At 62.7% G+C, this 11,817-nt stretch carries 12 protein-coding genes; 10 read left to right on the top strand and 2 right to left on the bottom strand.

The window, feature by feature from the left end:
* Positions 1 to 48 precede the first annotated feature (48 nt).
* The 4 genes from AC2CGW_RS06370 to AC2CGW_RS06355 all read left to right on the top strand — a co-directional run bounded on the left by AC2CGW_RS06370 (position 49) and on the right by AC2CGW_RS06355 (position 5,215).
* A complete protein-coding gene (locus tag AC2CGW_RS06370) occupies positions 49 to 1,128 on the top strand; it encodes a 4-oxalomesaconate tautomerase (protein ID WP_186707739.1) in 1,080 nt (359 codons plus the stop codon).
* A 56-nt stretch (positions 1,129 to 1,184) separates the two neighbouring features.
* A complete protein-coding gene (gene dctA, locus AC2CGW_RS06365; RefSeq protein ID WP_186664124.1) occupies positions 1,185 to 2,501 on the top strand; it encodes a C4-dicarboxylate transporter DctA in 1,317 nt (438 codons plus the stop codon).
* A 95-nt stretch (positions 2,502 to 2,596) separates the two neighbouring features.
* Positions 2,597 to 3,901 (top strand): CitMHS family transporter, encoded by a 1,305-nt coding sequence (locus AC2CGW_RS06360; RefSeq protein ID WP_186664122.1) that lies wholly within the window; start codon positions 2,597 to 2,599, stop codon positions 3,899 to 3,901.
* A 60-nt stretch (positions 3,902 to 3,961) separates the two neighbouring features.
* The gene (locus AC2CGW_RS06355) at positions 3,962 to 5,215 is read left to right on the top strand and encodes an OprD family porin (RefSeq protein WP_186664120.1); all 1,254 of its coding nucleotides are present in this window, start codon (positions 3,962 to 3,964) and stop codon (positions 5,213 to 5,215) included.
* 34 nt (positions 5,216 to 5,249) lie between these two features.
* Here AC2CGW_RS06355 and AC2CGW_RS06350 read toward each other — a convergent pair whose 3' ends face one another.
* The gene (locus tag AC2CGW_RS06350) at positions 5,250 to 5,696 is read right to left on the bottom strand and encodes an Rrf2 family transcriptional regulator (protein ID WP_484573714.1); all 447 of its coding nucleotides are present in this window, start codon (positions 5,694 to 5,696) and stop codon (positions 5,250 to 5,252) included.
* A gap of 121 nt (positions 5,697 to 5,817) precedes the next feature.
* Between AC2CGW_RS06350 and AC2CGW_RS06345 the strand changes: the two genes are divergently transcribed.
* Positions 5,818 to 6,705 carry an NAD(P)/FAD-dependent oxidoreductase gene (locus AC2CGW_RS06345; RefSeq protein ID WP_186664116.1) on the top strand — a complete coding sequence of 296 codons (888 nt, stop codon included), beginning with the start codon at positions 5,818 to 5,820 and terminating at the stop codon, positions 6,703 to 6,705.
* A gap of 21 nt (positions 6,706 to 6,726) precedes the next feature.
* On the opposite strand, the gene AC2CGW_RS06340 is transcribed toward AC2CGW_RS06345, so the two are convergent.
* Positions 6,727 to 7,182: a VOC family protein gene (locus AC2CGW_RS06340; protein WP_186707746.1), complete on the bottom strand. Its 456-nt coding sequence runs from the start codon at positions 7,180 to 7,182 to the stop codon at positions 6,727 to 6,729.
* A gap of 181 nt (positions 7,183 to 7,363) precedes the next feature.
* Here AC2CGW_RS06340 and AC2CGW_RS06335 point away from each other — a divergent pair, with 181 nt between their 5' ends.
* The 5 genes from AC2CGW_RS06335 (at position 7,364) to AC2CGW_RS06315 (ending at position 11,806) form a co-directional block, all read left to right on the top strand.
* Positions 7,364 to 7,771, top strand: a complete 408-nt coding sequence (locus AC2CGW_RS06335) for an ACT domain-containing protein (RefSeq protein ID WP_484573713.1) — start codon at positions 7,364 to 7,366, stop codon at positions 7,769 to 7,771.
* Between the two features lie 71 nt (positions 7,772 to 7,842).
* Positions 7,843 to 8,820, top strand: a complete 978-nt coding sequence (locus tag AC2CGW_RS06330; RefSeq protein WP_484573712.1) for a D-2-hydroxyacid dehydrogenase family protein — start codon at positions 7,843 to 7,845, stop codon at positions 8,818 to 8,820.
* Between the two features lie 541 nt (positions 8,821 to 9,361).
* Positions 9,362 to 9,964: a hypothetical protein gene (locus tag AC2CGW_RS06325; protein WP_186707750.1), complete on the top strand. Its 603-nt coding sequence runs from the start codon at positions 9,362 to 9,364 to the stop codon at positions 9,962 to 9,964.
* A gap of 42 nt (positions 9,965 to 10,006) precedes the next feature.
* Positions 10,007 to 11,281, top strand: coding sequence for a PDDEXK-like family protein (locus AC2CGW_RS06320; RefSeq protein WP_186707752.1), 1,275 nt, complete (start codon positions 10,007 to 10,009; stop codon positions 11,279 to 11,281).
* 69 nt (positions 11,282 to 11,350) lie between these two features.
* On the top strand, positions 11,351 to 11,806 hold the full coding sequence (locus AC2CGW_RS06315) for a GNAT family N-acetyltransferase (protein WP_484573711.1): 456 nt from the start codon (positions 11,351 to 11,353) through the stop codon (positions 11,804 to 11,806).
* Positions 11,807 to 11,817: the final 11 nt, after the last annotated feature.

The raw sequence follows: 11,817 nt of genomic DNA, 5'->3' as shown, positions 1-11,817 counted from the left end.
GTCCCAGACACATCAATGATGCCCATTGATCAACAAGAGTTAGATTTCATGCAACGAATTCCTTGTGTGCTCATGCGCGGCGGGACCTCCAAAGGCCCCTTCTTCCATGCCTGGGACTTGCCGTCCAATATCGTCGAGCGCGACGAGATGCTGATATCCCTGATGGGCTCTGGCCATGAACTGGAAATCGACGGCATTGGCGGTGGCAGCCCACAGACGAGCAAAGTTGCGATCATCAGCCCTTCACTGCACCCCGATGCCGATGTCGATTATCTGTTCGTGCAGGTGATGGTCGCCGAGCGCCGTGTCGATACTGCGCCCAACTGCGGCAATATGCTGTGCGCGGTCGGGCCCTTCGCCATCGAACAAGGGTTGGTCAAAGGTGACGACGGCCAGACGCTGGTGCGCATCCGCAACCTCAATACCGGCACATTCGTCAATTCGCTGGTACAGACGCCTGGCGGCATCGTGCGCTACGAGGGTCGTACCGCCATCGACGGCGTTCCAGGTACAGCCGCCCCCGTGCACCTGACATTCCTCGATGCCGTCGGCAGCAAGACCGGCAGCCTGTTCCCCACTGGCCAGTCCCAGCAGGTGATCGATGGCGTACCAGTCACCTGCATCGACATGGCCATGCCGATGATGATCGTCGACGCCCGGCACCTGGGGCTTGAGGGCAGCGAGAGCCCAGCTCAACTGGACGCCGATGCAAAGCTGCTCAAACGCCTCGAAGCCCTGCGGCTGAAAGCCGGCCGGGCCATGGGCCTGGGAGATGTGAGCAACATGGTGATCCCAAAGCCGGTGGTCGTGTCTGCCCCACGCTTCGACGGCACGCTGCAGGTTCGTTACTTCATGCCGCACAACTGCCACCGGGCGCTGGCGATCACCGGCGCTATCGGCCTGGCCACTGCCTGTGTCAGCCCGGGCACAGTGATCGGCGACCTGCTCGGCGAACAGGCCCAGGCCCTGCGTGAGGTACGTCTGGAGCATCCAAGCGGGGTCATCGACATCGCCCTGTCGCGCTCCGGTGCCGATGGCCAGACCTTGCAAGCCTCGGTGGTACGGACCGCACGCCGATTGTTCTCGGGGTTCGTCTACGCACCGTCCACGCGGCGACTCGCAGGCTAAGCCCGATTTAGCTCCATCCAGCGCATCCGCACAACTTCAATAATGGGTGATGCCTTATGAAACTCATGAAATCGCTTTACTTCCAGATCCTCTGCGCCGTCCTGCTAGGCGTGGTGGTCGGACACTTCTGGGGGCAACAGGCCGTTGCGCTCAAGCCCCTGGGCGATGCCTTCATCAAGCTGATCAAGATGATGATCGCACCCGTGGTGTTCTGCACCATCGTCACCGGCATCGCCGGCATGACCGACCGCCGTTCGCTGGGTCGGCTGATGAGCAAGACCTTGTTGCTGTTCCTGGTGTTGACCGTGGTCAGCCTGATCATCGGCCTGGTCGCGGTGTACCTGTTCCGTCCAGGCGTGGGCATGAACATCGACCCAGCGACCCTCAGCACTGCGGGCCTGAGCCAATACACCACCTCCGCCGCCAAACTGGGCGTGGTGGACTTCTTCATGCATATCATCCCCGAGACCTTCATCGGTGCCTTCGACAAAGGCGAAGTGCTGCCGGTGCTGTTCATCGCCGTGCTCTGCGGTTTTGCCCTCTCAGCCATGGGCGAATCCGCAAGGCCGGTGCTGGAGGTGCTGGAGTCAGCCTCGCAGATGGTGTTCCGCATCTTCGGTTACCTGATGCGCTTCGCCCCGATCGGTGCCTTTGGCGCGCTGGCCTTCACCGTGGGCCAGTACGGGATCACTTCACTCGGCGCCTTGGCCAAGCTGATCGGCACCTTGTACATTGCCTGCGCCTTCTTCGTGATAGTGGTGCTGGGCGGCATCTGCCGGGCACATGGCTTCAGCCTGTGGAAGCTGCTGCGCTACCTGCGCGAAGAGTTCCTGGTGGTGTTGGGGACATCGTCCACAGAGCCGGTGCTGCCACGCATGCTGGAAAAGCTCCAGGCTCTTGGCTGCAAGAAAGGCGTGGTGGGCCTGGTGCTACCGACCGGCTACTCGTTCAACCTAGACGGCACCGCGATCTACCTGTCGCTGGCCGCGGTGTTCATCGCCCAGGCCTGCAACATCGACCTGAGCCTCGGCCAGATCCTGACCATGCTGGCGATCATGCTGCTGTCGTCCAAAGGGGCTGCAGGTGTGACCGGCAGCGGCTTCGTCGCCTTGGCTTCGACCCTTACGGTCATCCACGACATCCCGCTGGCCGGCCTTGCATTGCTGATCGGTATCGACCGCTTCATGTCCGAGGCGCGGGCCCTCACCAGTCTGGCGAGCAATGCGGTAGCCACCGTGGTCATTTCGTTGTCGGAGAACGCCTGCGACCGTGAAACGCTCATGCGCACCCTGGCCAACGGCAAAGCCGACACCCCGGCCGAGCAGGCCTGGCAGCCTACCCAGACTGCAACCCCACCCCATCGTACTCACTGACATTCACCTCACTTGATCCCCCGCCTCGGGCGGGGGCTGGCGGACGCCTGCGCGCCAGGCGACCATGACGACAATAAAAACAAGAGAAACGACCCATGCTTGCACTCCTAGGCCTGGTCATGGTGGTGACCTTCACCTACCTGATCATGAGCAAACGCCTGTCCCCGATCGTCGCGCTCACTGTGGTGCCGATCGTCTTTGCCCTCATCGGCGGCTTCGCCCCGGACCTGGGCAAAATGATGCTCGACGGCCTGAAGATGGTTGCGCCTTCAGCCGCCCTGCTGCTGTTCGCCATCCTGTTCTTCGGCCTGATGATCGATGCCGGCCTGTTCGACCCGCTGATTCGCAAGATCCTCAAGCGGGTCAATGGCGACCCGATCAAGATCGCCATCGGCACCGCGCTGCTGTCACTGCTGGTGGCCCTCGACGGCGACGGTACCACCACCTACATGATCACCTGTGCGGCGATGCTGCCGCTGTACAAGCGCATCGGCATGAACCCGATGATTCTGGCCACGATTTCCATGCTGTCGCTGAGCATCATGAGCGGCATGAGCCCTTGGGGTGGCCCGGCGACCCGCGCCATCGCCGCGCTTGGCCTGGATGCGACCGAGTACTTCATCCCGATGCTGCCGACGGTGATCGGAGGTGCCGCCTGGGTGGTGTTCACCGCGTTCCTGCTCGGTCGTGCCGAACGCCGACGCATCGGCAACGTGGCGCTGGAGTCCGGGGGCGGCAACTGCTACATCAAGGAGATCCTCGGCGATAACCCGCACAAACGCCCACGCCTGGCCTACGTCAACCTGGTGCTGGTGATCATCGTGATGAGTGCCCTGGTCATGGGCCTGATGCACGCTGCGATCCTGTTCATGATCGGCTTCGTCGCGGCACTGATGATCAACTACCCGCAGCTCGAGGTGCAGAAAGAACGCATCCTCGCCCATTCCGGCAACGCCATGACCGTGGTGCTGCTGGTGTTCGCAGCGGGCATCTTCGCCGGCATCTTCTCCGGCACCAAGATGGTCGATGCGCTGGCCCAGACGCTGGTGGACTGGATCCCAGAGGCCTGGAGCCACTGGTTCCCGCTGGTGGTGGCGCTGACCAGCATGCCGCTGACCTTCGTGCTCTCCAACGATGCCTACTACTTCGGCGTGGTGCCGATCCTGGCCAACGCTGCGGCAGCCTACGGCATCGATCCTGTGGAGATTGCCCGGGCTTCGGTGCTCGGCCAACCGGTGCACCTGATGAGCCCGCTGGTGGCCTCGACCCTGCTGCTTGTGGGCATGGTCGACCGCGACATCGGTGACTTCCAGAAGGCCACGGTGAAATGGGCGGTGCTGACCTCGCTGGTGATCACCGCGTTGGCGCTGCTCACCGGCGCCCTGTCCTTCTTCGTCTGAACCACTGCGCGGCGCCAACTGGCGCCCGCCCTCTGTGCGACCCACATTAGAGTACCGATCATGTCTCGAATCGTTCTGCGAGGGGCCGGCTGTGCCCTGCTCTGCGGCTGCATGCCAGTTGCTGGCGCTGCCGGTTTCGTCGATGACAGCACACTGAAGCTGCAACTGCGCAACGTCTATTTCAACGAGAATTTCCGTGACGAACACGGCATGAGCAGCCGTGCTGCCGCCAACGCCAAGAGCGAACGAGTGGAATGGGCCCAAGGCTTTCTGCTCGATTATCAATCCGGCTATACCCCGGGTGTCCTGGGGCTTGGCATCGATGCGTCGGGCCTGCTTGGCGTACGCCTGGACTCTGGTCGTGGACGCAGTGGCACAGGCCTGCTGCCGGTGCACGACGACGGCCACGCCGCCGAAGAATTCGCCAGCGCCGGCGTCACTGCCAAGGCACGCCTGGGCAAGACAGTCGTCAAGCACGGAACACTGCTGCCCAAGACCCCCGTGCTGGTCTACAACGACGCCCGCCTGCTGCCGCAGACCTACCAGGGCAGCCAACTGGTCAGCAACGACCTCGACAACCTCACCCTCACATTCGGACATCTGGATCGCTTCAAGCTACGCGACTCATCGAACAGCACCGGGCTGTTTCTGGACGGCTACAGCGGTCGCGAATCCGGCGATTTCAGCTACGGCGGCGCCGACTACGCGGTCAGCAAGCAATTGCGCCTGAGTTATTTCCACGGCGAGTTGAGCGACTTCTACCGCCAGGACTTCGCCGGCATTCAACATGACCTGCCGCTGGGCGGGGGCACGCTTGCCAGCGACCTGCGCTATTTCAGGAGCCGCGACGACGGCGCGGCCCAGGCCGGACGCATCGACAACCACATGCTCAGCGGGCAACTGACCTACAGCCACAGCGGCCATGCCTTCGGCACCGGCTACCAGGTGCTGCGCGGCGACGCCGGCCTGCCCTACATCAGCGGCGCGACCGTGTATTCGTTCAGCAACGTCGGTATCGGAAAATTCATCGAGGAAGACGAAAAGACCTGGATGGCCAGCTATGCCTACAACTTCGCTGCCGCAGGGGTTCCCGGACTGACCTTCATGACCCGCTACCTCAGTGGCGACAACCACCGCTCAGGCGAAGACGGGTTGCGCGAATGGGAACGCGACGCGGAACTGGCCTACGTTGTGCAATCCGGACCGTTCAAGGGGCTGGGCGCCAAGCTGCGCAACTACGTGTACCGCTCGGATTTCGCCCGTGGCCGCGATAGCAATCGGCTCTACCTGACCTACGATATCGTGCTTTGGTGACCGACCTGTGCCGGTATCGATCGATACCGGCAAATCACGCCTCGGCCAAGGGCACACAGCCCTGGTAACGTCGTTCGAAATCTTCTGCCAACTGCGCCAGGGTCACGCTCCCCAGGCGCTCGAGCAGCAGCGCCTGGGCTGCATTGAAGGCGTCGGTCAGCGCGGCGTTCACTGCCTGCTCGACCAGGCATTGCGGGTGATCGGTCGCAAGGCCAATGGCGAACAACGTCGAAGCCCCCAGTGCTTGATGGATGTCCAGCAGGGTGATCTGTTCAAGCGGGCGGGCCAATGTCCAACCGCCGCGGTGGCCCTTTTCGGACTGCACATAGCCCTGCTTTTTCAAAAGCCCCATGGTGCGCCGCACCACCACCGGGTTGGTGCCAAGCATCTGCGCAAGGGTTTCGGACGTTGCAGGCTGTTCGTGCCGCGCCATGTGAATCAGCACGTGGAGCATGCGGGACAGGCGGGTGTCGTTTCTCATGGGAGGGCAATCGTCGAGGAAGGTGCGCGCAGTATCGCCCGACACAACAAAGGTTACGAGACACTTGACGCGCTTATTTACGTAACTTACGTTGTGTCGAGATCTTCCCGGAGAACCTCCCATGCAATTCGATGTGATCATCGTTGGCGGCAGCTACGCCGGTATCTCGGCCGGCCTGCAACTGGCGCGGGCACGGCGCAAGGTGCTGGTGATCGATGCCGGGCAGCGGCGCAACCGCTTCGCCCGCAACGCCCACGGCTTCCTCGCTCAAGATGGCACCGACCCCGCCCTTATCGCTCGTCAGGCACGCGAGCAGTTGCTTGCCTACCCGAGTGTCGAGTGGCTTGCACAGGCAGCCGTCGAGGCCAGCAAGGCTGACCAAGGCTTCGCGGTCACCTGCGCCGATGGCCAGACCTTCACCGGCGCACGGTTGATACTGGCCACCGGTGTGGTCGATGAACTGCCGGATGTCCCCGGTCTGCAGGAGCGCTGGGGCCGCAGCGTGGTGCATTGCCCGTACTGTCATGGGTATGAAATGGGAGGTGCGGCGATCGGCGTTCTGGCCGCCTCACCCTTGGCCATGCACCACGCATTGCTGGTCCCCGACTGGGGGCCGACCACCTTGTTCCTCAATCAGATCTTCGAGCCCGATGCCGAGCAGCAGGCGATGCTCGACAAGCGCGGTGTGGTGGTCGAGCGCGAAGCGGTGATATCGGTGGGCGGCGAGCACGCCGAGGTGACCTTGGCCAGCGGCCGGGTGATAGCCCTGGCGGGCCTGTTCACTCAGCCACGCACGCGTATCGCCAGCCCGCTGGCGCAGCAGTTGGGTTGTGCCCTGGAGGCTGGGCCGACCGGCGACTTCATCAAGGTCGATGCCTTGCGCGAAACCAACGTGTCAGGTGTGTTCGCCTGCGGCGATGCGGCAGTGGCCGCAGGGAACGTGGCAATTGCGGTGGGTGATGGTGCCCGCACTGGCGGTGCAGCGCATCAGTCGCTGATCTTCCGTTGACCGATCGAGGTCGATGCCGGGTCAGGCAAACACCTCTTCGATAAAGCGCTCCAGCCCCTCGGCCTCGAGGATCTCGATCGAAAAGTGCCCGAACTGCTTGGGCAGCCAGATGATCCGCCCGCCTCCCGGCGCTTGCAGGTCATTCCGGGCCAGCGGGTTGCCATTTTCGTCCTCGGGCTGAACACCTTGCGCCATCAGCTGGTCGTACACCACCTCGATGTCCGGAGTGGAATAGCAATGGCGGTAGATGGTGCCCTCCCCCTGGGTCTCGAGCAGCGTCTTGAGATTGCCTGCCAGCGGCTGGACCAGCATGAAACGCTCCGCCCCCATCAGCACCACGGCGTAGCGCACATGCAGACCGCCGCGCTCCCAGACCTGGGTTTTCGAGATCCGCGCACCGAGTACCCGTGCGTAATACGCACACGCGCCCTCGAGGTCGCTGACCAGTACATCGACATGACTGAATTTCAGATCCATTGCTTCACTCGCTTTGCGGGGGAACAGTCTGGCGGGAAAGGGGAATCAATCTTCCATGGGCCTCAAGCCCGCGTCCATCGTTGTTTACATAAGCCAGGCTAATCGGCCATCAGAAACATTCGCTCTACTGATCAGTACCGGCAAGGCACACTGGCGAACTTTTCAGACGCAGAGCTCCCCCATGTCAGGCGAAAAATCCCTCACCGCGCTGCTGCGCGGCATGAGCCCCAAACTCAACCCCGGCGAATACGTGTTCTGCACCGTGGCCGACAGCGCAGCTTTGCAGGGCAGCGAAGTGCTCGGCAGCTTCCGCGAGCAGGAGGGTCTGACCGCGATCCTCGAACGTTCACGCGCCGATGCCCTGGGCCTGGAGTACAGCTTCGTCGCGGCCTGGATCACCCTGACCATCCACTCCGCGCTCGATGCCGTCGGCCTCACTGCCGCGTTCGCCAGCGCACTTGGAGAAGCGGGCATCAGTTGCAACGTGATCGCCGCCTATTATCACGACCATATCTTTGTCGCCAGCAGCGACGCCGCACGGGCGATGGCCGTACTCCAGGCGCTGTCGCGCGGTGGCGATACACACTGAAGAGGGCTCGTGCACCGCTGGCGAATTCGGCTATCGTCTGACCTCCCCCAGACCCGCTCGGACCGCCGCACATGCACATTGTCATCCCCGACGACTACCAGAATGTGATCCGCACGCTCGACTGCTTCGCCTGCCTGGGCAACCACCAGGTCACTGTCCTCCATCAACTGCAACCGGCCACCGAGGACCAGCTCGTGGAGCGCTTTGCCGATGCCGACGCGCTGGTGCTCACCCGCGAGCGCACGCGCATCGACGCGGCGCTGCTCGACCGGTTGCCCAAGCTCAAGCTGATCAGCCAGACCGGCAAGGTATCCAGCCATCTGGACCTGGCAGCCTGCACCGCACGTGGCGTTGTCGTGACCGAAGGCCGCGGCTCGCCGGTGGCGCCGGCGGAGCTGGCATGGACGCTGATCCTCAACGCTCGCCGTCAATTGGTGCCGGCGATCGATGCCTTCAGGCAAGGGCGCTGGCAGGTCAACCTGGGCCAGGCCCTGGCGGGGCAGACCTTGGGGATCTGGGGATACGGCAAGATCGGCCAACGCCTGGCGCGCTACGCCCAGGCCTTCGACATGCCGGTGCTGGTTTGGGGCAGCGAGAGCAGCCGCGCGGCTGCCCAGGCCGATGGCCACCGGGCTGCAGCCTCGCGCGAGGCGTTCTTTGCCGACGCCGACATTGTCAGCCTCAACCTGCGCCTGTCCGACAGCACTCGCCACCTCGTGACCGGCGATGACCTGGCACGCATGAAGCCCGACGCCTTGCTGGTGAACGTCAGCCGCGCCGAGCTGATCGCCCCGGGTGCCCTGCTCGCGGCGCTGGACAATGGACGCCCGGGCTTTGCTGCCCTGGATGTGTACGAGAGCGAACCGCTGCTCGACCCTGCCCACCCCTTGCTCCAGCACCCGCGCGTGCTGTGCACGCCGCACCTGGGGTATGTGGAGAAGGCGGGCTACGAGCTGTACTTCGGTGATGCTTTCGACAATGTGCGGGCGTTTTTCGAGGGTGCGCCAATGAATGTGGCCAATCCGGATGCGCTGGGGCGTGGTCGCTGAGCACAGCCTGGACTTGCCGCAAGCGCCGCGATAAAGAGCTAATTCCTACAGCAGACTACTCCACGTCCGACAGAGAGCCATGACCACAGAGAAATACCCTACGCAACCTGTCGACTCCCGTCTGATTGTCCCGGGGAAGCCTGGCCAATAGGCTTCCCCGGTCGCTGGTGTTCAGCGACCGGGTGTGGAAACCCGGATACATGGAAAGCGGCAGCCCTTTATGGCAGCTGTGCGCGGGAGGTCTTCGGACCTACCGGGGTTTTCCGTGTACCCGGCTTTCCACCCCGTGAACAGCTGCCACCTTGTGGGAGCGGGCTCGCCCGCGAAAAGTACACCGCGGTGTCTGCTTCGCGGGCAAGTCGCAGCCGCAAACCAGCGCTCCCACGAGCCAGATAACGTACCGCGATACGTATCACGCAATCATCGATGCAGCTGTAGGTCCTGGCAGCGCAACCGCCCAAATGGCACGCCACACAGAATTAGTGGCACAATGCCTCTACCACCTGATTCAGCTCTCCACAATCGGATACAGGACCCGCCGATGCAACAACCGGTCAGAACACTCAACGCCGCCAACATCCAAGCGATCAAGCAGGAGTTCGAAAACAGCCTCGCTTGCATCGGCGCCTCGATACAGGGCCAAAGCGGCGTGCAGTTGCTGACTTCGATAAAGCGGGTAAAGGTCGGTACAGGCCCCTACCCCGACGTCACGCTGTTCGAAGCGGCCAACAGGATCATGTCCGATCTGGTCATTCTCAATGGCGTCGCCGGCCTTCTGCGCGAAGCCACTTTCCCGTTCACCGAATACACCGTTGAATTTGGCAATGAGGACAAGAACGGCTATGACATTCGTGCCAGTTCCCCGACCGAGACGTTGATCGGTGAGGCCTTCAATGTGGCGCCATCCTTCTTCCAGGGCAAGAAAGCCACTGCGCTGCAGAAACTGCGCAAGGCGTCGACACCCGCACGCTATCGCATCCTGATGTTCAATGCCGACGCCCGCCCTGCGCGCTATGCCGCCAAACATGAGCCGTTCGTCTACCACGTGTGCGTTGATATCGAACGCGGTGACATCGACGTGCAGGCAGGCAAGAACTGCCTGGACTTCCTCAAGCAACAGCGCAGCCCGATCGAGGCCTGCTGATCGTAAACCCTCCCAACCTCCCACCTTCATTGCAGGACTCGTATGACTTTGGAATCTCTGGTGGACGCCCTGTACGGCGACCCGGATGTGCAACGGATGCTCGCGCTGTCGACCCACAGCGACGCTCTTCAGATCTGCTTCCCCAAGGAAGTGAACGTATCCCGCTTCCTCGCCTGGCTGATCGATCCGACCCAGGGGCACGGGCTGGGTGACCAGGCGATCAAGTCGCTGCTGACCCGGGCAGGACAATCCGGCCATATCGAAAACCTGAGCCTCAATGACCGCCGCTTCCTGGCCGCCTCGAACGTACAGACCCTGGCCTTCTCCTCGCTCATGGTGATGACGGAGGCCGAACTGGGCCTGCGCAACCAGAAGCGCTATATCGACGTACTCGCGCTGGACCCGGCGGCCAAGATTTACATCGCCATCGAAAACAAGTTTGGTCATCACGAGGGGGAAGACCAGACCAAGACCTACTACGAAGCCCTGACCAGTCTCTACCCGAACTATCGCGGCATCCATATCTTCCTCGACGGCCACGAGAACGACCCGGAGCACGACCAGTGGATTCCGGTTGGGTACACCTGGCTGACCGAGTTCCTCACCCAGATCGAACAACTGCAGTGGACCGCGCCTCACGTGAAATCCACCCTGGCGCAGTTTCGCAAGGCCATCCAGGAAGAAGAGGAGATCGCCGAAGGCGACGGCCTGGGCAAGCTGGTCACCACGGTGGCAAGCAAGCATCAGGAGGCACTCGACGCCCTGCACAAGATCCTCACCCCCAATGCGCCGAGTTCGCGCGCCAAGGATCTGGCAGCACTGGTCAACGGGCCGACGGGCAATGATGCAAAGGCCAATGTGCGCTTGTTCCAGCTCTATGCGCGTAGACCGCAGGTGTGGGACAGGTGCCTGAAAGAACGCAAGTTCGCTCGGTTCCACAGAGCGCTGAACGAAGCTTTCGACGGCCTCACCACCGATCCTCGTCGGGTCATCACCTACTTCAGCCTGGAAGAGTTCGAACGCTTCCTTGACCCGGATCTGGGCACACTGTTTGCGGCGGCGCTCCTGATCCGCCAGGAAGGCGACCACTTCCGTATCAACTCCTACATCTACCTCAACTCCGTGCACGCGCAGTATCGTGAGCCACTGATCGAAATCGCCAACGCCGAACGGGCACGGCGCGGCATTCGCAAAACGTCACAGGACGACGGCTATTTCACTATCCGTCGCAGCGAAAGCCTGCCGCCGGCCAAGGCAGCAACCGAAGCTGTCGAGCACATGCGCAGCCTGGTTGCCTTGCTCAAGGATCTTCACTAGGTTGCAAGCCTGCGGGCGTCTGATCGCGCCCGCGGGCTCAGCCCGCATCCGCCCCCAGGAGAGCGCACGATGATTCGACCCGCCACCCCCGCCGACCAACCCGCCGTCCAGGCCTGCGCCGAACAGGCTTATGCCCGCTACGTCCCTTTGATGGGCCGTAAGCCCGCCCCATTACTGGCCGACTACGCCAGCCAGATCGCGGCGGGCTGGGTCCACGTGGCCCTGGACGAGCAGGCCAGCCTGCAGGGCTTCATCGTGTTCTACCCCCACGACAACCACATGCTGCTGGAAAACGTGGCCGTGCTGCCCAGTGCCAGCGGACGGGGTGTCGGCAAGGCGCTGATCAACCTGTGCGAAAGCCGCGCGCGCCAGCTCGGGCTGAATGCAGTGCAGCTCTATACCAACGAGCGAATGACCGAGAACCTCAGCCTCTACCCCAGGCTCGGCTATGTCGAGATCGCACGGCGCAGCGACGACGGCTTCAACCGAGTGTACTTCGAGAAAAAACTTGGCCTAACGCGCTGAGTGCCTCGGTC

It is taken from the genome of Pseudomonas sp. SYWMCR5, assembly GCF_057197165.1.
The sequence above is the reverse complement of the archived record's forward strand: the minus strand, read 5'-3'. Positions and strand labels throughout refer to the sequence as shown.

Coding starts and splice junctions, on each gene's coding strand:
- AC2CGW_RS06320 (WP_186707752.1), top strand. CDS start 10,007: ATGACTTTGGAATCTCTGGTGGACGCCCTGTACGGCGACCCGGATGTG.
- AC2CGW_RS06350 (WP_484573714.1), bottom strand. CDS start 5,696: ATGAGAAACGACACCCGCCTGTCCCGCATGCTCCACGTGCTGATTCAC.
- AC2CGW_RS06355 (WP_186664120.1), top strand. CDS start 3,962: ATGTCTCGAATCGTTCTGCGAGGGGCCGGCTGTGCCCTGCTCTGCGGC.
- AC2CGW_RS06335 (WP_484573713.1), top strand. CDS start 7,364: ATGTCAGGCGAAAAATCCCTCACCGCGCTGCTGCGCGGCATGAGCCCC.
- AC2CGW_RS06315 (WP_484573711.1), top strand. CDS start 11,351: ATGATTCGACCCGCCACCCCCGCCGACCAACCCGCCGTCCAGGCCTGC.
- AC2CGW_RS06360 (WP_186664122.1), top strand. CDS start 2,597: ATGCTTGCACTCCTAGGCCTGGTCATGGTGGTGACCTTCACCTACCTG.
- dctA (WP_186664124.1), top strand. CDS start 1,185: ATGAAACTCATGAAATCGCTTTACTTCCAGATCCTCTGCGCCGTCCTG.
- AC2CGW_RS06330 (WP_484573712.1), top strand. CDS start 7,843: ATGCACATTGTCATCCCCGACGACTACCAGAATGTGATCCGCACGCTC.
- AC2CGW_RS06325 (WP_186707750.1), top strand. CDS start 9,362: ATGCAACAACCGGTCAGAACACTCAACGCCGCCAACATCCAAGCGATC.
- AC2CGW_RS06345 (WP_186664116.1), top strand. CDS start 5,818: ATGCAATTCGATGTGATCATCGTTGGCGGCAGCTACGCCGGTATCTCG.
- AC2CGW_RS06370 (WP_186707739.1), top strand. CDS start 49: ATGCAACGAATTCCTTGTGTGCTCATGCGCGGCGGGACCTCCAAAGGC.
- AC2CGW_RS06340 (WP_186707746.1), bottom strand. CDS start 7,182: ATGGATCTGAAATTCAGTCATGTCGATGTACTGGTCAGCGACCTCGAG.